This is a genomic window from Roseixanthobacter psychrophilus, assembly GCF_043195195.1.
Classification (GTDB): domain Bacteria; phylum Pseudomonadota; class Alphaproteobacteria; order Rhizobiales; family Xanthobacteraceae; genus NCEH01.
Window position 1 is genome coordinate 1 of the sequence record NZ_JBAFWT010000020.1, and the last position, 18,118, is coordinate 18,118.

Sequence of the window (18,118 nt, forward strand, 5' to 3'; positions counted from 1 at the left end):
AATTAGAAGTTTGAACGGGGGCGCGTGGTTCGCCCATGCGTCCCTCTTTCGTGGAGCCCTAGAGCCATGAACGGCCAGAACATTCGAATTCGCCTGAAGGCGTTCGATCATCGCATCCTCGATGCGTCAACACGCGAGATCGTCGCCACGGCCAAGCGCACGGGCGCGCAGGTGCGCGGTCCGATTCCGCTGCCGACGCGGATCGAGAAGTTCACCGTCAACCGGTCTCCGCACGTCGATAAGAAGTCGCGCGAGCAGTTTGAGATGCGTACTCACAAGCGGTTGCTCGATATCGTCGATCCGACGCCCCAGACGGTGGACGCGCTGATGAAGCTCGACCTCGCCGCCGGCGTTGACGTCGAAATCAAGCTCTGAAGTGAGGCGAGGAGACACGACCATGCGGTCAGGCGTCATCGCCCAGAAGCTCGGCATGACACGCATCTTCACGGATGCTGGTGAACATGTTCCGGTCACTGTGCTGAAAGTAGAGAGCTGCCAGGTGGTTGCCCACCGTACGCTCGATAGCAACGGATATGTCGCGGTTCAGCTTGGTGCTGGCCGTCGCAAGCCGAAGAACACCACCCGCGCCGAGCGGGGCCACTTCGCCGTGGCCGAGGTGGAGCCCAAGCGCAAGCTCGCGGAATTCCGCGTGGATGCCGAAGGCCTCATCCCGGTCGGTGCCGAGATCACGGCCGACCACTTCGTTGTGGGCCAGTTCGTGGATGTCACTGGCACCACGATCGGCAAGGGCTTTGCCGGCGGTATGAAGCGGCACAATTTCGGTGGTCTGCGCGCCTCTCACGGCGTGTCGGTCTCCCACCGCTCCATCGGTTCGACCGGTGGTCGCCAGGATCCGGGCAAGACCTTCAAGAACAAGAAGATGCCTGGGCACATGGGCGACGTCACCGTCACCACCCAGAACCTCAAGGTCGTGATGACCGACGTCGAGCGCGGACTGATTGCGGTCGAAGGTGCAGTTCCCGGTCATGCCGGCGGCTGGATCATGGTCCGCGACGCGGTAAAGAAGCGCCTGCCCAGCGAAGCCCCCAAGCCGGGTGCGTTCAAGCTGCGCGACGGTAATGGTGCAGTTGCCGAGGTTCAGGCCGAAGCGACGAACGGGGAGGGCGCGTGATGGAAATCGCCGTCAAGACGCTCGATGGTGCCGACGCAGGTTCGGTAACGCTCTCGGACGAGATCTTCGGTCTCGAACCCCGTGCGGATATCCTGCACCGGTGCGTGACCTGGCAGCTGTCTCGCCGCCAGGCTGGCACGCATCGCACGAAGGGCCGTTCGGAAATCAACCGGACGTCCAAGAAGCTCTACAAGCAGAAGGGCACCGGCAATGCCCGTCATGGTGCGGCGTCTGCGCCGCAATTCCGTGGCGGTGGTCGTGCCTTCGGTCCGGTCGTGCGCTCCCACGCCATCGACCTGCCGAAGAAGGTGCGTGCGCTGGCCCTGAAGCATGCGCTTTCGTCCAAGGCGAAGGCCGCGCAGATCGTCGTTCTCGACCATATGTCGCTGACCGACCCCAAGACCAAGGCCCTGAAGGAACAGTTCGCGAAGCTCGGTTGGGCTTCGGTGCTGATCGTGGACGGCTCGGAAGTGGAGGCGAACGTCGCCATGGCGGCGCGCAACCTCCCTTACGTGGACGTTCTGCCGATCCAGGGCATCAACGTTTACGACATCCTGCGGCGTGACACCCTGGTCCTGACCAAGGCAGCCGTGGACGCGCTGGAGGCGCGCTTCAAATGAGCCCGCAGCGGAACATCGAGCCGCGTCATTACGACGTGATCCTGTCTCCCGTCATCACCGAGAAGGCGACGGCGGCGAGCGAATTCAACAAGGTCGTCTTCAAGGTCGCCCGCACCGCCACCAAGCCCCAGATCAAGGAGGCGGTGGAGAAGCTGTTCGACGTGAAGGTGAAGAGCGTCAACACCTTGGTCCGCAAGGGCAAGGTGAAGATCTTCAAAGGCCGTAAAGGCGTCCAGTCCGACGTGAAGAAGGCGGTCGTGACCCTCGAAGAGGGCCAGACCATCGACGTCACCACGGGCCTGTGAGCAGAGGGACGGGAATAAGACCATGGCGCTGAAGCATTTCAAGCCGGTCACGCCGAGCCTCCGCCAGCTCGTGATCGTGGACCGCTCCGGCCTCTACAAGGGCAAGCCGGTGAAGACGCTGACCGAGGGCAAGAGCTCCTCGGGCGGCCGCAACAATAACGGGCGCATCACGGTTCGCTTCCGTGGCGGCGGCCACAAGCAGACCTATCGTCTGGTGGATTTCAAGCGCTCCAAGCGCGACATGGCGGCTGTGGTGGAACGGATCGAATATGATCCCAACCGTTCGGCGTTCATCGCCCTGGTCAAGTACGAGGACGGCGATCTCGCCTACATCCTGGCGCCGCAGCGCCTTGCCGTTGGCGACAGCGTGATCGCCGGGGCGCAGGTCGACGTGAAGCCGGGTAATGCCGGTCCGCTCGCGAACCTGCCGGTCGGAACGATCGTGCACAATGTCGAGCTGAAGATCGGCAAGGGCGGTCAGATGGCCCGGTCCGCCGGCGCTTATGCGCAGATCGTTGGCCGCGACCATGGCTATGTGATCGTTCGCCTGAATTCGGGCGAGCAGCGCCTGGTGCACGGCGAGTGCTATGCCACGGTGGGTGCGGTTTCGAACCCGGACCACATGAACATCTCGCTGGGCAAGGCGGGTCGTAACCGCTGGCTCGGCCGCAAGCCGCATAACCGCGGCGTGACCATGAACCCGGTCGATCACCCCCACGGCGGTGGTGAAGGACGTACCTCGGGCGGCCGTCATCCGGTCACCCCATGGGGCCTCCCGACCAAGGGCAAGAAGACCCGCAACAACAAGGCGACGGACCGGTTCATCGTGACCAGCCGTCACAAGCGGAAGAAGTGAGGGCCTGACTTATGTCAAGAGCGATTTGGAAAGGCCCGTTCGTCGACGGCTATCTGCTCAAGAAGGCAGACACCGCGCGTGCTTCGGGTCGCAACGATACGATTAAGATCTGGAGCCGGCGCTCCACGATCCTCCCCCAGTTCGTGGGCCTTACTTTCGGCGTGTACAACGGCCAGAAGCATGTCCCCGTTTATGTGTCGGAAGACATGGTCGGCCACAAGTTCGGCGAATTCTCGCCGACCCGTACCTATTACGGGCATGCGGCCGACAAGAAGTCGAAGCGGCGGTGATCGGCCATGGGTAAACAGGCAAAGCCCCGCGCTCTCGCGGACAACGAAGCCAAGGCGGTCGCGCGCAACCTGCGCGTCTCCCCCCAGAAGCTGAATCTCGTCGCGGGCCTGATCCGCGGCAAGAAGGTGGCGACGGCGCTCGCCGATCTCGAGTTCTCTCGCAAGCGGATCGCCCGCGATGTGAAGAAGTGCCTCGAGAGCGCGATCGCCAATGCTGAGAACAACCACGAGCTGGACGTTGACGATCTGATCGTCGCCGAAGCGCACGTGGGCAAGGGTCTGGTGATGAAGCGGTTCTCGCCGCGTGCGCGTGGTCGCGCCTCGCGTATCGAGAAGCCGTTCGCGCAGATCACCATCGTCGTGCGTGAAGTTGAGGAGCGGGCCTGATGGGTCAGAAGGTCAATCCGATCGGGCTTCGGCTCGGCATCAACCGCACGTGGGACAGCCGCTGGTTCGCCAATAAGGGCGAATATGGCGAACTGCTCCACGAAGACATCAAGATCCGCAAGATGCTGTTCAAGCTTCTTAAGCAGGCTGCGGTGTCCAAGGTGGTCATCGAACGCCCGCACAAGAAGTGCCGCGTGACGATCCATTCCGCCCGTCCGGGCGTGGTGATCGGCAAGAAGGGCGCCGACATCGACAAGCTTCGCAAGAAGGTTGCCGAGATGACCAAGTCGGAGGTCTTCATCAACATCGTTGAGATCCGCAAGCCGGAAATCGACGCGCGTTTGGTAGCCGAGTCGATCGCCCAGCAACTTGAGCGTCGCGTTGCATTCCGCCGTGCGATGAAGCGCGCCGTTCAGTCGGCGATGCGTCTTGGTGCTGAGGGCATCCGCATCAACTGCTCCGGCCGTCTCGGCGGGGCGGAGATTGCGCGCCTTGAATGGTATCGCGAAGGTCGTGTGCCCTTGCACACCCTGCGCGCCGACGTGGATTACGGCACTGCCACGGCGTTCACGACCTACGGGACGTGCGGCGTGAAGGTGTGGATCTTCAAGGGTGAAATTCTCGAGCACGATCCCATGGCCCAGGAGAAGCGCCTGGCTGAGAGTGAAGGCCCGAGCGGGCGTCCGCCCCGGCGTGACCGTGATCGCGACCATGGTCGCGACCGCGATCGCGACGCGGCCTGACGCTCGAGCAGAGAGAAAGGCGATAAGCCATGCTGCAACCCAAGCGCACGAAATTCCGCAAGCAGTTCAAGGGACGCATTCACGGCGTCGCTAAGGGCGGCACGGAACTCAATTTCGGCGAATTCGGCCTGAAGGCGCTCGAGCCCGAGCGCGTGACGGCCCGCCAGATCGAAGCCGCGCGTCGCGCACTTACCCGTCACATGAAGCGTGCCGGTCGCGTGTGGATCCGCGTTTTCCCCGATGTGCCCGTGACCTCCAAGCCCACCGAAGTTCGTATGGGTAAGGGCAAGGGCGCCCCGGAATATTGGGCGGCCAAGATTAAGCCTGGCCGCGTCATGTTCGAAATCGACGGTGTCAGCGTCGAGACGGCTCGTGAGGCTCTCACGCTCGCCGCCGCGAAGTTGCCCATCAAGACGCGCTTCATTCAGCGCATCGCCGAGTGAGGAGAGGCTCATGAAAGCCGAGGACGTTCGGGCCCTCAGCCCCGATCAGCTCGCCGATGAGCTGCTGAAGCTGAAGAAGGAACAGTTCAACCTGCGCTTCCAGAAGGCGACGGGTCAGCTGGAAAACACGGCGCGGTCCAAGGAAATCCGTCGCGACATCGCGCGGGTGAAGACCGTGCAGACCACCAAGCGCGGCGCGGCCGCGTCGAAGGCGAAGTGAGGGAACGATGCCGAAGCGCGTGCTCCAAGGCGTCGTGGTGAGCGACAAGCAGGACAAGACGGTAGTGGTCCGGGTGGAGCGTCGCTTCACTCATCCGCTGCTGAAGAAGACCGTTCGTCGGTCCAAGAAGTATCACGCGCATGATGCGGACAATTCGTATCATGTGGGTGATATCGTCTGGATCGAAGAGCATCGGCCTCTGTCTAAGCTGAAGAACTGGATCGTGGTCCAGGGCGAGAAGCGGGCCGAGGTCTGATAACGAAGCGCTCCGATGCTGGGTCCGTCGAGTTCGGGACGCCTGGACCGGGTGGAGACCGCATCGCAGTTAGAGCCGTGTACCGATGAGCGGGCACGGTATGTGGAACGGGCAATGCCGGCTTGCCGGCGGCGCTGGATGACGAGAACAGGTGCGTCATGATCCAGATGCAGACCAATCTCGACGTGGCGGACAATTCCGGTGCGCGTCGCGTCATGTGCATCAAGGTGCTGGGCGGGTCCAAGCGGAAGTATGCTCACGTTGGCGACATCATCGTGGTGTCGGTCAAGGAAGCGATTCCGCGGGGCCGGGTTAAGAAGGGCGATGTCATGAAGGCCGTCGTGGTGCGCACGGCCAAGGACATTCGTCGCGTCGATGGTTCTGTGATCCGCTTCGACCGCAATGCGGCCGTGCTGATCAACAATCAGAAAGAGCCGGTGGGGACTCGTATCTTCGGACCGGTTCCGCGCGAACTCCGCGCGAAGAACCACATGAAGATCATCTCCCTGGCGCCAGAGGTGCTGTGATGGCGGCTAAGATCAAAAAGGGCGACAAGGTCGTCGTTCTCATCGGCCGCGATAAGGGTCGCACCGGCGAGGTTATTCAGGTGATGCCGAAGGAAGAGCGTGCGCTCGTCCGCGGTGTCAATATCGTCAAGCGTCACCAGCGCCAGTCGGCGAACCAGGAAGGCGGGATCATCTCCAAGGAGGCTCCCGTCCACCTGTCCAACCTTGCGGTCGCCGACCCCAAGGACGGCAAGCCGACGCGCGTCGGCTTCCAGGTGTTGGAAGACGGAACCAAGGTCCGCGTGGCCAAGCGTTCCGGGGAGAAGATCGATGGCTGAGGTGAATTATACCCCCCGGCTGCGCAAGCACTACGACGAAGTGGTGCGCCCGAAGCTGATCGAGCAGTTCGGCTATAAGAACCCGCTGCAGGTTCCGACGATCGAGAAGATCGTCATCAACATGGGTGTCGGCGAAGCCACTGCCGATACCAAGAAGGTGACGACCGCTGCGGCGGACCTCGCGCGCATCGCCGGCCAGAAGCCGGTCGTGACGCGGGCCCGCAAGGCGATCTCGAACTTCAAGCTTCGCGAGAACCAGCCTGTGGGCGCGAAGGTGACCCTTCGCAAGGTGCGCATGTTCGAGTTTCTCGACCGTCTGGTCACGATTGCGCTGCCGCGCGTTCGCGACTTTCGCGGGTTGAACCCGAAGAGCTTCGATGGCCGTGGCAATTATGCCATGGGCATCAAGGAACATATCGTGTTCCCCGAGATCAACTATGACCAGGTCGAGCAGATCTGGGGCATGGACATCATCGTGTGCACGACGGCAAAGACGGACGACGAGGCGCGGGCGCTGCTGCGCGCTTTCGACTTCCCCTTCCGCCAGTGACGGTATAGAAGGGGCGATTCGCGCCAGCATCGGGCAACCGGTCGGCGCGCGTCCCTCTCATATGAAGAGAAGGTTGTGATTTTCCGGCTGTGGAGGGGTTTTGGCCTCTTCAGACGCGGAGAACAGGAGCAAGACATGGCGAAGAAGAGCGCGATCGAGACAAACGAGCGTCGCCGCAGGCTCTCCAAGAGCTTGGCCGGCAAGCGCGCGGGTCTGAAGGCGATCGTGAACGACAAGACACTGCCGATCGAGGAGCGGTTTGCCGCCACCCTCAAGCTCGCGCAGATGCCGCGGAATTCCGCGAAGATCCGCGTGCGCAACCGGTGCGAAGTGACCGGCCGCCCGCGTGCATATTACCGCAAGCTCAAGATGAGCCGTATCGCGCTCCGCGAACTCGGGTCCCAGGGACTTGTCCCGGGTCTCGTGAAGTCGAGCTGGTGAGGAGAGGCTCATGTCCATCAACGATCCCATCAGCGATCTGATCACTCGTATCCGCAACGCCCAGATGCGGCGCAAGGACAAGACCTCGAGCCCCGGTTCGCGCCTGCGCGCCAGCTTGCTCGATGTCCTTCGCGACGAGGGCTATATTCGCGGCTACACCTCGACCGATCACGGCAATGGCCGGACCGAATTCGAGATTGAACTCAAGTATTTCGACGGCCAGCCGGTCATTCGCGAGATCAAGCGCGTGTCCAAGCCGGGTCGCCGGGTCTATGCGTCTGTTAAGACCCTTCCGCGCGTTGCGAACGGTCTCGGCATCGCAGTCGTTTCCACGCCCCAGGGCGTGATGGCGGACCACGACGCACGCGACAAGAATGTCGGCGGCGAAGTGCTCTGCACAGTGTTCTGAGCGAGCGACGGAGAGAAACATGTCGAAGATCGGCAAGCATCCCGTCGCCATTCCCGCCGGCGTCAATGTCAGCGTGGACGGTCAGACGGTGAAGGTAAAGGGCCCCAAAGGTGCCCTGGAATTGACTCTCGTGGAAGAAGTGCTGGCGGAGCTGAACGGCGCCGAGCTGCAGGTCTCCATGCGCGGCGAGACGCAGCGGCACCGGGCGATGTGGGGCATGTCCCGCACGCTGGTCGCCAACCTCGTCGAAGGCGTGACGAAGGGTTTCGAGAAGAAGCTCGAAATCACCGGCGTCGGCTACAAGGCCGCGGCTGCCGGCAAGAACCTGAACCTGTCGCTCGGCTATAGCCACGACGTGATCTACGCGATCCCGGAAGGGATCCAGATCGTGACCCCGAAAGCCACGGAAGTGCTGATTTCGGGCGTGGATAAGCAGAAGGTCGGTCAGGTCGCTGCTGAGATCCGCGAGTTCCGCGGCCCCGAGCCCTATAAGGGCAAGGGCGTCAGATACGCAGGCGAATTCATCTTCCGCAAGGAAGGCAAGAAGAAGTAACGGAGCGAACCATGGCTAAGGATTTGGAGGCGCTGGCGCGCCGCAAGGCCAAGGTGCGCCGTGCGATTCGCGTTGCGGCCAACGGGCGTCCCCGCCTGTCGGTGCACCGCACCTCGCAGCACATCTATGCGCAGATCATCGACGATGCGAAGGGCGAGACCGTAGCGGCCGCCTCCAGCCTCGAGAAGGACCTGCGTGGCACCCTGAAGACCGGCGCAGACACCGAGGCCGCCAAGGCCATCGGAAAGCTGGTTGCTGAGCGTGCGGCGGCGAAGGGCGTGACCGCGGTCGTGTTCGACCGTGGCGCATACATCTATCATGGGCGCGTCAAGGCGCTCGCTGAGGGCGCCCGCGAAGGCGGCCTTCAGTTCTGACGCGAAGGACGTAGCGAAATGGCCCGTGAACGGGAACACCGCGGAGATCGCGAGGATCGTGACAACACGTTTGTGGACAAGCTGGTCCACATCAATCGTGTCGCGAAGGTTGTGAAGGGCGGACGGCGCTTCGGTTTCGCCGCCCTGGTCATCGTCGGCGACCAGAAGGGTCGCGTCGGGTTCGGTCATGGCAAGGCGCGTGAAGTGCCCGAAGCCATCCGCAAGGCTACGGAAAGCGCCAAGCGCGCGCTGATCCGGGTGCCGCTGCGCGAAGGCCGCACCCTGCATCACGACGTGCATGGTCATCACGGAGCGGGCAAGGTCATCCTGCGCGCCGCTCCGGCCGGTACCGGTATCATCGCCGGCGGCCCCATGCGCGCCGTGTTCGAGACGCTCGGCATCCACGATGTCGTCGCCAAGTCGTTCGGGTCTTCCAACCCCTACAACATGGTGCGCGCCACGTTCGATGCCCTGGTCAATCAGGACAGCCCGCGCTCCGTCGCTTCGCGCCGGGGTATCAAGGTGTCGCAGCTCCAGTCCCGCCGCCGCGTCGAAGACGCGGAAGCGACGGACTGAGCCGGGCTCGCAGAATAGGAGCGCGCCATGGCTAAGGCGTCTGAAGGAAAAACCGTCACCGTCGAGCAGGTCGGTTCGCCGATCCGCCGTCCGGCTGACCAGGAAGCAACCCTCGTGGGCCTCGGGCTGAACAAGCGTCATCGCCGTTCGACCCTTCAGGACACGCCGGCGGTGCGGGGGATGATCGCGAAGGTCGCCCATCTCGTCCGCGTCGTCGACTGAGGAGAAGCGAGATGAAGCTCGACGAGATCAGAGATAATGTCGGCGCGCGCAAGAAGCGCATGCGCGTCGGCCGGGGCATCGGTTCCGGCAAGGGCAAGACCGCGGGTCGCGGCGTCAAGGGTCAGAAGGCCCGTACCGGCGTTGCGATCAAGGGCTTCGAGGGCGGCCAGATGCCGTTGCATCGGCGCCTGCCGAAGCGTGGCTTCAACAACATCTTCGCCCTCGACTTCAATGAAGTTGCATTGGGCCGGATCCAGACCGCCATCGATGCGGGCAAGCTCGATGCGAATGCCACCATCGATTCCGCTGCGCTTGTGGCGGCCGGTGTCATCCGCCGCGCCAAGGACGGCGTGCGCGTGCTTGGTTCTGGTGAGCTGAAGGCCAAGGTTGCGCTTGAAGTGGCTTATGCCACCAAGTCGGCGGTTGAAGCGATCGAGAAGGCTGGTGGTTCTGTCGCCATGTCGTCTGTCGCGGTCGAAGCTGCGTGATCTAAAAGGCGGCGGATCGCTTTATAGCATCCGCCGTTTTCCCATTTGCTGACTGCGAATGGGCTTGTTTGCAAGCATTTATGGTCCCAGCGGGCATGGGGCCGGAGTTTTGGGGCGGTTGGTCCGCCTCCTCGCGTAGGCCCGGCGCGTCATCTCGCCAATGGTCTGCCGCGGCGAGTGCGGGTATGACCGATGAAAGATGCGGTGCGTGCCGGCTCTCGCCCTGACGCCGCGCGCTGCCGCTTCTCATGGATAGGCCGTTCCCACGCGGATGGCCCAAGCGGAGCAAGGCATGGTCTCGGCGGCGGAACAACTCGCAGCGAACCTGAATTTCGGCGCTCTCGGCAAAGCCGAAGAGCTCAAGAAGCGCATCTGGTTCACCCTTGGCGCTCTTCTGGTCTATCGCCTGGGAACGTATATTCCCCTGCCGGGGATCAATCCCGATGCACTGTCCCAGGTCTTCCAAGGGGCGCAGCAGGGCATCATCGGCTTGTTCAACATGTTCTCCGGCGGCGCCGTTGAACGTATGGCGATCTTCGCGTTGAACATCATGCCGTACATCTCCGCCTCGATCATCATTCAGCTTCTCACCACGGTCTCTCCGACGCTGGAAGCGCTGAAGAAGGAAGGCGAGAGCGGTCGCAAGCAGATCAATCAGTATACCCGTTATCTCACGGTGGTCCTTGCTCTGTTCCAAGCCTATGGCATTTCCGTGGGCCTCGAAAGCTCCGGCGCCGTGGTGCAGGATCCAGGCTTGTTCTTCCGCATTTCCACGGTTATTACGCTGACCGGCGGCACGATGTTCCTGATGTGGCTAGGCGAGCAGATTACCTCGCGCGGCATCGGCAACGGTACGTCTCTGATCATCTTCGCCGGTATCGTCGCCGAGCTTCCGGGCGCATTTGTGCGGACCCTTGAACTTGGGCGCCAGGGCGCCATTTCGACCCCCATCATCCTTCTTGTGCTGGTGATGGTTGTCGGCTTGATCGCCTTCATCGTGTTCATGGAGCGTGCCCAGCGGCGGCTGCTGATCCAATATCCCAAGCGCCAGGTCGGCAATCGCCTGTATGAGGGGCAATCCTCCCATCTGCCGCTCAAGCTCAACACGTCGGGCGTTATTCCGCCGATCTTTGCCTCTTCCCTGCTGCTGATTCCCACGACCATCGCCAGTTTCATGGCGGGTTCGGGACCGGACTGGCTCGGCGTCGTCACCACCCAGCTCGGCCACGGTCGTCCGCTTTACATGGTGATGTATGTCGCGCTGATCGTGTTCTTCTGTTTCTTCTACACCGCGATCGTGTTCAATCCGGTTGAGACGGCGGACAATCTCAAGAAGCACGGCGGCTTCATTCCCGGGATCCGCCCGGGCGAGCGGACCGCCGAATACATCGACTATGTGCTGACGCGAATCACGGTCGTCGGTGCCGCATACATTGCGGCAGTGTGTCTCTTCCCCGAACTGCTCATTTCCTACGCGGCCGTTCCGTTCTATTTCGGAGGGACGTCGTTGTTGATCGTGGTCAGCGTCACGATGGACACGGTATCTCAGATACAGGGACACCTCTTGGCCCACCAGTACGAAGGACTGGTCAAGAAGGCCAAGCTGCGTGGGGGGAAACGAAAATGAGGTTGATTCTGCTGGGGCCTCCCGGGGCCGGGAAGGGGACGCAAGCCCAGCGACTGGTGGCCCGTCACGGGATCGTCCAGCTTTCCACCGGTGACATGCTCCGCGCAGCGGTTGCGGCCGGGACGCCGGTTGGGCTGAAGGCTAAGGCGGTGATGGAAGCCGGCGGGCTGGTATCCGACGATGTTGTCATCGGCATCATCGCCGAGCGTCTGGAACACGCAGACGCACAAAAAGGCTTCATTCTCGACGGTTTCCCCCGGACTGTGGCTCAGGCCGAGGCGCTGGACGGGATGCTCGCCGAGAAGGGCCTCAAGCTCGATGCGGTGATCGAGCTGGTGGTCGACCAGGCGCTTCTGGTTCAGCGAATCATGCGCCGGGCGGAAGAGACGAAGGCGCGCGGGGAGCCGGTCCGCAAGGATGACGACCCGGATGTATTCCGGCATCGGCTTGATGCCTACAATCGCGATACCGCGGTGGTGGCACCTTATTATTCCGGTCGCGGCCAGCTCCAACAGATCGATGGCATGCGGCCTATCGACGAGGTGACGAAGGCCATTTCGGAGGTGCTCGAAACGGTCTGACGGGGACTTCAGTGGCGCGTCGCTTGACGTTTCCCTGAAAAGCGTGTAATTGCGCTCCCTTCATTCGGCATCCGTGCTGCCCGCGCCACTCAAGGTGGCGTGGGAGGTGCGGTTTTTGTTTTATCTTCGCAAGGGCCGGCCTCCACCGGACGCGGAGACCCACCGTCCGCAGATGCGGGCGGTTCACATGGAGAGACACGTGGCTCGTATCGCAGGCGTAAATATCCCGACCAACAAGCGCGTCATCATCGCGCTTCAGTACATCCACGGTATCGGCTCCAAGAAGGCCGAGGAAATCGTGGAGAAGGTTGGCATCCCGGCCGAGCGCCGTGTGAACCAGCTGACCGACCAGGAAGTGCTGCAGATCCGCGAGACCATCGACCGCGATTACATCGTGGAAGGTGACCTGCGCCGCGAAGTGTCCATGAATATCAAGCGCCTGATGGATCTCGGCTGCTACCGCGGCCTGCGCCATCGTCGCGGTCTGCCGGTGCGTGGCCAGCGCACCCACACCAATGCCCGTACCCGCAAGGGTCCGGCCAAGGCGATCGCCGGCAAGAAGAAGTGATCTGCGCTTAGTCGCAGGGGGAGGCCGCTCTGCCGGCCTTCCCTTTATGTGTTTCGTTCGACCCGTCCCCCGTGGGGACACCCATCCCGAGCGCCTGGAGTTACGGGCGCGCCTGAAGGATCAAAGTTCAGATGGCCAAGGAAGCTACCCGCGTCAAACGTCGTGAGCGCAAGAATATCGCCTCCGGCGTGGCGCACGTGAATGCCTCGTTCAACAACACCATGATCACCATCACCGACGCGCAGGGGAACACCATTTCCTGGTCGTCCGCCGGTGCCATGGGCTTCAAGGGCTCGCGCAAGTCCACGCCGTACGCGGCGCAGGTGGCCGCCGAAGATGCGGCCCGCAAGGCTGCGGAGCACGGCATGCGCACCCTGGAAGTGGAAGTCTCCGGTCCCGGCTCGGGACGTGAGTCTGCCCTGCGCGCCCTTCAGGCCGCTGGCTTCATGGTGACCTCGATCCGGGACGTGACCCCGATCCCGCATAACGGTTGCCGTCCGCGCAAGCGCCGGCGCGTCTGAGCGTTCCATTGGCTCGCCGGCCCGGTCGGCGAGCCTTCTGCCCGGTTCCTCCCCCCACATAGGGGACGGGTCGGCGCCTCGCGGTCAGAGATCGCACCTGAGTGCAGCGGCCCGGTGAGAAGGCAAGGTGACGCAAGTGATTCAGAAGAACTGGCAAGAACTAATCAAGCCCGAGAAATTGCAGGTCACGGCTGGCCGCGATCCCAAGCGCTTGGCCACGGTCGTGGCCGAGCCGCTGGAGCGCGGGTTCGGCATGACCCTCGGCAATTCGCTGCGGCGCATCCTGCTGTCCTCGCTCCAGGGCGCGGCTGTGACGTCGGTGCATATCGACGGCGTGCTGCACGAGTTTTCGTCGATCCCTGGCGTGCGCGAGGATGTGACCGACATCATCCTCAACATCAAGGACATCGCCATCAAGATGCAGGGCGAAGGCCCCAAGCGTCTGGTTGCGAAGAAGACCGGTCCCGGCGTGCTGACGGCCGGCGACATCCAGACCGTGGGTGACATCCAGGTTCTCAACCCGAACCTCGTGATCTGCACCTTGGACGATGGCGCCGAGCTTCGGATGGAATTCACCATCGACACGGGCAAGGGCTATGTCGCGGCCGATCGCAATCGGCCGGAAGATGCGCCCATCGGGCTCATCCCCATCGACAGCCTGTATTCGCCCGTGCGCAAGGTCTCTTACAAGGTCGAGAACACCCGCGAGGGCCAGATTCTTGATTATGACAAGCTGATCATGCAGATCGAGACTGACGGTTCGATCTCTGCGGAAGACGCACTGGCTTATGCCGCGCGAATCCTGCAGGACCAGCTTGAGATCTTCGTGAATTTCGAAGAGCCCAAGCGCGAGAGCGAATCCACCGCCATCCAGGAGCTGCCCTTCAACCCGGCGCTGCTGAAGAAGGTGGACGAGCTGGAGCTTTCGGTGCGTTCGGCGAACTGCCTGAAGAACGACAACATCGTCTATATCGGCGACCTGATCCAGAAGAGCGAGACGGAGATGCTCCGCACGCCGAACTTCGGGCGCAAGTCCCTGAACGAGATCAAGGAAGTCCTGGCTTCCATGGGTCTTCATCTCGGCATGGAAGTGCCGGGCTGGCCGCCTGAGAACATCGAAGAGCTGGCAAAGCGCTTCGAAGATCACTACTGAACAATTCCATACGCGGCTCGAGCCGCTCAACCATAAGCCGGCTCGAAACGCCGTCGGATTTTAGGAGTTCGCCGTCATGCGTCACGGCAAGGTACATCGCAAGTTCAACCGCACCTGGGAACATCGCAAGGCGATGTTCATGAATCTCAGCGCGGCGCTCATCACCCATGAGCAGATCGTCACCACGCTGCCCAAGGCGAAGGATCTTCGCCCGGTGGTGGAAAAGCTCGTCACCCTCGCGCGCCGCGGCGATCTGCACGCGCGCCGCCAGGCCATCGCCGAGCTGCGCGACGTCGCAGTGGTGAAAAAGCTGTTCGACGTGATCGCGCCCCGCTATCAGGCGCGTCCGGGTGGTTACACCCGCATCGTCAAGGCCGGTTTTCGCTATGGCGATTCGACCCCCGTCGCGGTGATCGAGTTCGTCGATCGTGACGTTGACGCCAAGGGTGCGTCCGACCATGCCCGGACCGCAGCGGCTGCCGAGGCCGCCTGAAGGCGAAACTTCGTGTTTCTTTGTGCGTTTGGAAGGGCGGCCGCAAGGTCGCCCTTCTTTCGTTTCAGGCAAGTTCTATATGGTGCGGGCGACCGTGTGCGTCGCAGGTGCGGACCCAAGGTGGCTCATGGCTTCTGGCATATCCCGGTTTTTCCGCTTCGAGGGGGCAATGCGCGGGGCGGTCCCAGGCGCCGTGTTGTTCGGCGCGATAATGCTTGCCGGGTCGCTTGGCGCGCACGCGCAAGCCCCGGACGCAGCTGCGGCGGGGCGGGCTGTTCCGGCATCCCGGTCCGAGATCACGCTCAGCTTCGCTCCGGTGGTTGCCCGCACGGCTCCCGCCGTTGTGAACGTCTATGCACTCAAGAGTGCGCCACGCTCCAATCCCTTCTTCGATGATCCCTTCTTCCGTCGCTTCTTCGGCGGTGGCCAGGGCGGCGCGGCCCCTGGCCTTGGCGGACCAGAGCGCATGCAGCGTTCGCTGGGGTCCGGCGTGATCGTCGATCCGAGCGGCCTCGTCGTGACCAATCACCACGTCATTCAAGGCGCCGACCAGATCCGGATCGCCCTCAACGACAAGCGCGAATACGACGCAGCGCTGCTGTTGAGCGATCCGCGCACCGATCTTGCGGTGCTGCGCATCAAGAGCGACCAGAAGAGCTTTCCCAGCTTGGAACTCGGAAATTCCGACGATCTTGCGGTCGGCGATCTGGTGCTGGCGATCGGCGATCCGTTCGGCGTCGGGCAGACGGTGACGCAGGGCATCGTCTCGGCGCTGGCGCGCACGCAGATCGGTGTCTCGGACTACCAGTTTTTCATCCAGACCGACGCTGCCATCAATCCCGGCAATTCCGGCGGCGCGTTGGTGGACATGGCAGGCCGGCTGATCGGCATCAATTCAGCGATCTATTCCCGTTCCGGCGGCTCCCTCGGCATTGGCTTTGCCATTCCGACGAATATGGTGCGGGTGGTGGTGGCGTCCGCCAAGGCCGGCAGCACCACCGTGCGCCGGCCTTGGCTCGGGGCCAAGCTTCAGCGGGTAACGCCCGATATTGCGGAGGGTCTGGGCATTTCCCGGCCCACCGGAGTGCTGGTGCAAAGTGTGCTCACCGGCAGCCCGGCCGAAAAGGCGGGCATCAAGACCGGTGACCTGATCGTCGCGGTGGAGGGGCAGGGGGTGGATGACCCAGAATCGCTGGGCTATCGCTTCGCGACGCGGCCCATGGGCGGCATGGTGAATTTCACCATCAGCCGACAGGGCCGGGAAACCCAGGTGAAGGTGGCGCTGGAGCCGGCGCCCGAAAGTGTGCCGCGCCAGGAAGTCGTGCTGCGGGGGCGCTCGCCGTTCGCCGGCGCACGGGTGGTGAACATCTCGCCCGCCGTCGCCGAAGAGATGCGCGTGGATGTGGACGATACGGGCGTGGTGGTCGCCGATGTGGCCGAGAATTCTCCGGCCGCAGCGGCCGGTTTCCGCGCGGGCGATGTAATCCTTGCGGTGAATGGAGCCAGGATCGCGCGCACAGCCGATTTGGAGCAGGCGACGCGGACCCCCGCACGGGCCTGGCAAGTGAGCGTTGCGCGCGGCGGACGGGTTATCAATGCGGTGATCGGCGGCTGACGCCGCGGATAAGAGGCAATCATGGCGACCTTGTTCGAAGCGGCAGGACTGGAGCAAGGGGCCCCGCGCCCGCTTGCGGACCGGCTGCGCCCGGAGAAGATCGCCGATGTCGTGGGCCAGGATCATCTCGTCGGGCCAGACGGCGTTCTGACCCGCATGTTGGAGGGCCGCTCCCTCGGCTCGCTCATCCTGTGGGGACCACCGGGCACCGGCAAGACCACGGTGGCGCGTCTTTTGGCCAATGCCACCGACCTCCATTTCGAGCAGATCTCAGCGATCTTCTCCGGCGTCGCAGACCTGAAAAAAGTCTTCGAGCAAGCCCGCCATCGCCGCGCGACGGGGCGGGGCACCTTGCTTTTCGTGGACGAGATCCACCGCTTCAACCGTGCGCAGCAGGACAGTTTTCTGCCCGTGATGGAGGACGGCACGGTGACACTGGTGGGGGCGACCACCGAGAATCCGTCCTTCGAGTTGAATGCGGCGCTGCTCTCTCGGGCGCGGGTGCTGGTGTTCCGCGCGCTCGACGAAGTTGCCATCTCCCGTCTACTCTCGCGCGCGGAGGAGGTGGAGGCGCGTCTCCTACCGCTCGATCCGGAAGCGCGGGAGGCTCTGGCCCGCATGGCCGATGGGGACGGACGCGCGGCGCTCACGCTCGCCGAAGAGGTGTGGCGCGCGGCCCGGCCGGGGGAAGTGTTCGACACTGCCGCGTTGCAGGATGTGGTGCAGCGACGTGCGCCGATCTACGACAAGAGCGAGGACGGGCACTACAATCTCATCTCCGCGCTGCATAAATCGGTGCGCGGTTCGGACCCCGACGCAACGCTCTATTATCTGGCGCGGATGCTGGATGCCGGAGAAAGCCCGCTGTTCCTGGCGCGCCGTCTGGTGCGCATGGCCGTGGAGGACATCGGCCTTGCCGATCCGCAGGCCCTGGTGGTGACCAGTGCTGCGAAGGATGCCTTTGATTTCCTGGGGTCGCCCGAGGGGGAACTGGCGCTGGCGGAAGCGGCCGTCTATCTCGCCACCGCGCCCAAGTCGAACTCGGTCTACAAGGCCTGGTCGGCCGCGATGCGGGTCGCGAAGTCCGGGGGCTCGCTGATGCCGCCCAAGCATATCCTGAATGCGCCGACCAAGCTCATGAAGGGCGAAGGCTACGGCGCAGGCTATCGCTACGATCATGATGAGCCTGACGCTTTTTCCGGTCAGAATTATTTTCCCGAGGCGCTGGGCCGGCAGAGCTTTTTCAAGCCGGTAGAACGGGGCTTCGAGCGCGAGATCAAGAAGCGCATGGATTATTGGGCGCGTCTTCGAGCCGAGCGCGGAGAGCCGTGAGCCGAGCATCGTGCTGTGGCGCAAAAAACAGAGCCGTCGCACCTTGAAGGCGGAAGGTGGGAAGAAGATAACCAAAGCTCGTCCCTCTTCGAGCAGGTGTATCTATGGTTCCCGCAGTTCTGGTCTTCGTCGGTGCGGGCTTCGGCGGCCTGATGCGGCATCTGTTCAACATCGCCGGCATGCGCATTCTGGGAATGGTTGGCTTTCCCTACGTGACCCTGTTGGTCAACGTTCTCGGCTGCTTCCTCATGGGCGTGCTGACGATCTGGTTTTCCATGCGCATGGGGGTTTCCTGGTCCCAGCCGGTACGGCTGCTGCTGACCACCGGGGTCCTTGGCGGCTTCACCACCTTTTCCACCTTCTCGCTGGAGTTCGCGCTGCTTCTGGAGCGCGGCGCGTGGGGGTATGCGGCGACCTATGCTTGCGGCTCGTTGGTGCTGTGCCTCCTGGCCGTGATGGCCGGCATGGCTCTCATGCGTGCCATTGCGTGACATAGCGGCACGGGACGCGTAAATCTGC

The 18,118-nt window shown here is 63.0% G+C and carries 30 protein-coding genes; all 30 read left to right on the forward strand.

Translation table 11 applies throughout. The features are described from left to right. Positions 1–66 precede the first annotated feature (66 nt). The 30 genes from rpsJ (at position 67) to crcB (ending at position 18,090) form a co-directional block, all read left to right on the forward strand. Positions 67–375, forward strand: a complete 309-nt coding sequence (rpsJ, locus tag V5F77_RS17030; RefSeq protein WP_348845050.1) for a 30S ribosomal protein S10 — start codon at positions 67–69, stop codon at positions 373–375. 22 nt (positions 376–397) lie between these two features. Further along, the gene (gene rplC / locus V5F77_RS17035) at positions 398–1,132 is read left to right on the forward strand and encodes a 50S ribosomal protein L3 (RefSeq protein WP_429006542.1); all 735 of its coding nucleotides are present in this window, start codon (positions 398–400) and stop codon (positions 1,130–1,132) included. Then, positions 1,132–1,752 carry a 50S ribosomal protein L4 gene (gene rplD / locus V5F77_RS17040; RefSeq protein WP_429006543.1) on the forward strand — a complete coding sequence of 207 codons (621 nt, stop codon included), beginning with the start codon at positions 1,132–1,134 and terminating at the stop codon, positions 1,750–1,752. Before rplC ends, rplD begins: the two co-directional genes overlap by 1 nt. Beyond that, positions 1,749–2,057 (forward strand): 50S ribosomal protein L23, encoded by a 309-nt coding sequence (locus tag V5F77_RS17045; RefSeq protein WP_348845054.1) that lies wholly within the window; start codon positions 1,749–1,751, stop codon positions 2,055–2,057. The genes rplD and V5F77_RS17045 overlap by 4 nt, the downstream gene beginning before the upstream one ends. Before the next feature lie 22 nt (positions 2,058–2,079). Next, complete coding sequence (gene rplB / locus V5F77_RS17050; RefSeq protein ID WP_429006544.1) at positions 2,080–2,913, forward strand: 50S ribosomal protein L2; 834 nt, start codon at positions 2,080–2,082, stop codon at positions 2,911–2,913. 11 nt (positions 2,914–2,924) lie between these two features. After that, positions 2,925–3,203 (forward strand): 30S ribosomal protein S19, encoded by a 279-nt coding sequence (gene rpsS / locus V5F77_RS17055; protein WP_209105111.1) that lies wholly within the window; start codon positions 2,925–2,927, stop codon positions 3,201–3,203. A 6-nt stretch (positions 3,204–3,209) separates the two neighbouring features. After that, positions 3,210–3,590 (forward strand): 50S ribosomal protein L22, encoded by a 381-nt coding sequence (gene rplV / locus V5F77_RS17060; RefSeq protein ID WP_348845056.1) that lies wholly within the window; start codon positions 3,210–3,212, stop codon positions 3,588–3,590. After that, positions 3,590–4,333, forward strand: coding sequence for a 30S ribosomal protein S3 (gene rpsC, locus V5F77_RS17065; RefSeq protein ID WP_429006545.1), 744 nt, complete (start codon positions 3,590–3,592; stop codon positions 4,331–4,333). The genes rplV and rpsC overlap by 1 nt, the downstream gene beginning before the upstream one ends. Before the next feature lie 29 nt (positions 4,334–4,362). Beyond that, positions 4,363–4,776: a 50S ribosomal protein L16 gene (rplP, locus tag V5F77_RS17070; protein WP_429006546.1), complete on the forward strand. Its 414-nt coding sequence runs from the start codon at positions 4,363–4,365 to the stop codon at positions 4,774–4,776. 10 nt (positions 4,777–4,786) lie between these two features. Continuing rightward, positions 4,787–4,996 carry a 50S ribosomal protein L29 gene (rpmC, locus tag V5F77_RS17075; protein WP_348845059.1) on the forward strand — a complete coding sequence of 70 codons (210 nt, stop codon included), beginning with the start codon at positions 4,787–4,789 and terminating at the stop codon, positions 4,994–4,996. A 7-nt stretch (positions 4,997–5,003) separates the two neighbouring features. Continuing rightward, on the forward strand, positions 5,004–5,252 hold the full coding sequence (gene rpsQ / locus V5F77_RS17080; protein ID WP_348845060.1) for a 30S ribosomal protein S17: 249 nt from the start codon (positions 5,004–5,006) through the stop codon (positions 5,250–5,252). 158 nt (positions 5,253–5,410) lie between these two features. Beyond that, complete coding sequence (rplN, locus tag V5F77_RS17085) at positions 5,411–5,779, forward strand: 50S ribosomal protein L14 (protein WP_029006297.1); 369 nt, start codon at positions 5,411–5,413, stop codon at positions 5,777–5,779. Beyond that, positions 5,779–6,096: a 50S ribosomal protein L24 gene (gene rplX, locus V5F77_RS17090; RefSeq protein ID WP_429006547.1), complete on the forward strand. Its 318-nt coding sequence runs from the start codon at positions 5,779–5,781 to the stop codon at positions 6,094–6,096. The genes rplN and rplX overlap by 1 nt, the downstream gene beginning before the upstream one ends. Next, positions 6,089–6,646 (forward strand): 50S ribosomal protein L5, encoded by a 558-nt coding sequence (gene rplE / locus V5F77_RS17095; protein WP_429006548.1) that lies wholly within the window; start codon positions 6,089–6,091, stop codon positions 6,644–6,646. The genes rplX and rplE overlap by 8 nt, the downstream gene beginning before the upstream one ends. A 135-nt stretch (positions 6,647–6,781) precedes the next feature. Next, on the forward strand, positions 6,782–7,087 hold the full coding sequence (rpsN, locus tag V5F77_RS17100; protein WP_429006549.1) for a 30S ribosomal protein S14: 306 nt from the start codon (positions 6,782–6,784) through the stop codon (positions 7,085–7,087). Between the two features lie 10 nt (positions 7,088–7,097). Continuing rightward, positions 7,098–7,496: a 30S ribosomal protein S8 gene (rpsH, locus tag V5F77_RS17105; protein WP_429006550.1), complete on the forward strand. Its 399-nt coding sequence runs from the start codon at positions 7,098–7,100 to the stop codon at positions 7,494–7,496. A 19-nt stretch (positions 7,497–7,515) separates the two neighbouring features. Beyond that, a complete protein-coding gene (rplF, locus tag V5F77_RS17110; RefSeq protein WP_429006551.1) occupies positions 7,516–8,049 on the forward strand; it encodes a 50S ribosomal protein L6 in 534 nt (177 codons plus the stop codon). A gap of 11 nt (positions 8,050–8,060) precedes the next feature. Further along, a complete protein-coding gene (gene rplR / locus V5F77_RS17115) occupies positions 8,061–8,423 on the forward strand; it encodes a 50S ribosomal protein L18 (RefSeq protein WP_348845066.1) in 363 nt (120 codons plus the stop codon). Between the two features lie 18 nt (positions 8,424–8,441). Then, a complete protein-coding gene (rpsE, locus tag V5F77_RS17120; RefSeq protein WP_348845067.1) occupies positions 8,442–8,999 on the forward strand; it encodes a 30S ribosomal protein S5 in 558 nt (185 codons plus the stop codon). Positions 9,000–9,026: 27 nt separating this feature from the next. Continuing rightward, a complete protein-coding gene (gene rpmD / locus V5F77_RS17125; RefSeq protein ID WP_394012589.1) occupies positions 9,027–9,221 on the forward strand; it encodes a 50S ribosomal protein L30 in 195 nt (64 codons plus the stop codon). An 11-nt stretch (positions 9,222–9,232) separates the two neighbouring features. Then, entirely contained in the window at positions 9,233–9,709 is a 477-nt protein-coding gene (rplO, locus tag V5F77_RS17130; protein ID WP_429006552.1) for a 50S ribosomal protein L15, read from the forward strand. 292 nt (positions 9,710–10,001) lie between these two features. Beyond that, positions 10,002–11,336, forward strand: coding sequence for a preprotein translocase subunit SecY (gene secY, locus V5F77_RS17135; protein ID WP_429006553.1), 1,335 nt, complete (start codon positions 10,002–10,004; stop codon positions 11,334–11,336). Continuing rightward, the gene (locus V5F77_RS17140; protein WP_429006554.1) at positions 11,333–11,917 is read left to right on the forward strand and encodes an adenylate kinase; all 585 of its coding nucleotides are present in this window, start codon (positions 11,333–11,335) and stop codon (positions 11,915–11,917) included. The genes secY and V5F77_RS17140 overlap by 4 nt, the downstream gene beginning before the upstream one ends. Before the next feature lie 199 nt (positions 11,918–12,116). Next, positions 12,117–12,485: a 30S ribosomal protein S13 gene (rpsM, locus tag V5F77_RS17145; protein ID WP_429006555.1), complete on the forward strand. Its 369-nt coding sequence runs from the start codon at positions 12,117–12,119 to the stop codon at positions 12,483–12,485. A gap of 131 nt (positions 12,486–12,616) precedes the next feature. Further along, on the forward strand, positions 12,617–13,006 hold the full coding sequence (gene rpsK / locus V5F77_RS17150) for a 30S ribosomal protein S11 (RefSeq protein ID WP_348845071.1): 390 nt from the start codon (positions 12,617–12,619) through the stop codon (positions 13,004–13,006). Between the two features lie 127 nt (positions 13,007–13,133). Then, entirely contained in the window at positions 13,134–14,159 is a 1,026-nt protein-coding gene (locus V5F77_RS17155; protein WP_429006556.1) for a DNA-directed RNA polymerase subunit alpha, read from the forward strand. Between the two features lie 76 nt (positions 14,160–14,235). Next, positions 14,236–14,652 (forward strand): 50S ribosomal protein L17, encoded by a 417-nt coding sequence (rplQ, locus tag V5F77_RS17160; RefSeq protein ID WP_429006557.1) that lies wholly within the window; start codon positions 14,236–14,238, stop codon positions 14,650–14,652. A 211-nt stretch (positions 14,653–14,863) separates the two neighbouring features. Further along, positions 14,864–16,267: a Do family serine endopeptidase gene (locus V5F77_RS17165; protein WP_429006634.1), complete on the forward strand. Its 1,404-nt coding sequence runs from the start codon at positions 14,864–14,866 to the stop codon at positions 16,265–16,267. 21 nt (positions 16,268–16,288) lie between these two features. After that, positions 16,289–17,599, forward strand: a complete 1,311-nt coding sequence (locus V5F77_RS17170) for a replication-associated recombination protein A (protein WP_429006558.1) — start codon at positions 16,289–16,291, stop codon at positions 17,597–17,599. A gap of 104 nt (positions 17,600–17,703) precedes the next feature. Then, positions 17,704–18,090: a fluoride efflux transporter CrcB gene (gene crcB, locus V5F77_RS17175; RefSeq protein WP_429006559.1), complete on the forward strand. Its 387-nt coding sequence runs from the start codon at positions 17,704–17,706 to the stop codon at positions 18,088–18,090. The last annotated feature ends 28 nt before the right edge of the window (positions 18,091–18,118 follow it).

What these genes read in the sequence shown, in the direction of transcription:
- rpsQ (WP_348845060.1), top strand. Translation starts at nt 5,004, where the DNA reads ATGCCGAAGCGCGTGCTCCAAGGCGTCGTGGTGAGCGACAAGCAGGAC.
- rplV (WP_348845056.1), top strand. Translation starts at nt 3,210, where the DNA reads ATGGGTAAACAGGCAAAGCCCCGCGCTCTCGCGGACAACGAAGCCAAG.
- rpsH (WP_429006550.1), top strand. Translation starts at nt 7,098, where the DNA reads ATGTCCATCAACGATCCCATCAGCGATCTGATCACTCGTATCCGCAAC.
- V5F77_RS17045 (WP_348845054.1), top strand. Translation starts at nt 1,749, where the DNA reads ATGAGCCCGCAGCGGAACATCGAGCCGCGTCATTACGACGTGATCCTG.
- rplQ (WP_429006557.1), top strand. Translation starts at nt 14,236, where the DNA reads ATGCGTCACGGCAAGGTACATCGCAAGTTCAACCGCACCTGGGAACAT.
- rplF (WP_429006551.1), top strand. Translation starts at nt 7,516, where the DNA reads ATGTCGAAGATCGGCAAGCATCCCGTCGCCATTCCCGCCGGCGTCAAT.
- rplO (WP_429006552.1), top strand. Translation starts at nt 9,233, where the DNA reads ATGAAGCTCGACGAGATCAGAGATAATGTCGGCGCGCGCAAGAAGCGC.
- rplR (WP_348845066.1), top strand. Translation starts at nt 8,061, where the DNA reads ATGGCTAAGGATTTGGAGGCGCTGGCGCGCCGCAAGGCCAAGGTGCGC.
- secY (WP_429006553.1), top strand. Translation starts at nt 10,002, where the DNA reads ATGGTCTCGGCGGCGGAACAACTCGCAGCGAACCTGAATTTCGGCGCT.
- rplC (WP_429006542.1), top strand. Translation starts at nt 398, where the DNA reads ATGCGGTCAGGCGTCATCGCCCAGAAGCTCGGCATGACACGCATCTTC.
- rpmC (WP_348845059.1), top strand. Translation starts at nt 4,787, where the DNA reads ATGAAAGCCGAGGACGTTCGGGCCCTCAGCCCCGATCAGCTCGCCGAT.
- crcB (WP_429006559.1), top strand. Translation starts at nt 17,704, where the DNA reads ATGGTTCCCGCAGTTCTGGTCTTCGTCGGTGCGGGCTTCGGCGGCCTG.
- rpsS (WP_209105111.1), top strand. Translation starts at nt 2,925, where the DNA reads ATGTCAAGAGCGATTTGGAAAGGCCCGTTCGTCGACGGCTATCTGCTC.
- rpsJ (WP_348845050.1), top strand. Translation starts at nt 67, where the DNA reads ATGAACGGCCAGAACATTCGAATTCGCCTGAAGGCGTTCGATCATCGC.
- V5F77_RS17140 (WP_429006554.1), top strand. Translation starts at nt 11,333, where the DNA reads ATGAGGTTGATTCTGCTGGGGCCTCCCGGGGCCGGGAAGGGGACGCAA.
- rpmD (WP_394012589.1), top strand. Translation starts at nt 9,027, where the DNA reads ATGGCTAAGGCGTCTGAAGGAAAAACCGTCACCGTCGAGCAGGTCGGT.
- rpsN (WP_429006549.1), top strand. Translation starts at nt 6,782, where the DNA reads ATGGCGAAGAAGAGCGCGATCGAGACAAACGAGCGTCGCCGCAGGCTC.
- rpsK (WP_348845071.1), top strand. Translation starts at nt 12,617, where the DNA reads ATGGCCAAGGAAGCTACCCGCGTCAAACGTCGTGAGCGCAAGAATATC.
- rpsE (WP_348845067.1), top strand. Translation starts at nt 8,442, where the DNA reads ATGGCCCGTGAACGGGAACACCGCGGAGATCGCGAGGATCGTGACAAC.
- rplN (WP_029006297.1), top strand. Translation starts at nt 5,411, where the DNA reads ATGATCCAGATGCAGACCAATCTCGACGTGGCGGACAATTCCGGTGCG.
- V5F77_RS17165 (WP_429006634.1), top strand. Translation starts at nt 14,864, where the DNA reads ATGCTTGCCGGGTCGCTTGGCGCGCACGCGCAAGCCCCGGACGCAGCT.
- V5F77_RS17170 (WP_429006558.1), top strand. Translation starts at nt 16,289, where the DNA reads ATGGCGACCTTGTTCGAAGCGGCAGGACTGGAGCAAGGGGCCCCGCGC.
- rplB (WP_429006544.1), top strand. Translation starts at nt 2,080, where the DNA reads ATGGCGCTGAAGCATTTCAAGCCGGTCACGCCGAGCCTCCGCCAGCTC.
- rplP (WP_429006546.1), top strand. Translation starts at nt 4,363, where the DNA reads ATGCTGCAACCCAAGCGCACGAAATTCCGCAAGCAGTTCAAGGGACGC.
- rpsC (WP_429006545.1), top strand. Translation starts at nt 3,590, where the DNA reads ATGGGTCAGAAGGTCAATCCGATCGGGCTTCGGCTCGGCATCAACCGC.
- rplE (WP_429006548.1), top strand. Translation starts at nt 6,089, where the DNA reads ATGGCTGAGGTGAATTATACCCCCCGGCTGCGCAAGCACTACGACGAA.
- rplD (WP_429006543.1), top strand. Translation starts at nt 1,132, where the DNA reads ATGGAAATCGCCGTCAAGACGCTCGATGGTGCCGACGCAGGTTCGGTA.
- rplX (WP_429006547.1), top strand. Translation starts at nt 5,779, where the DNA reads ATGGCGGCTAAGATCAAAAAGGGCGACAAGGTCGTCGTTCTCATCGGC.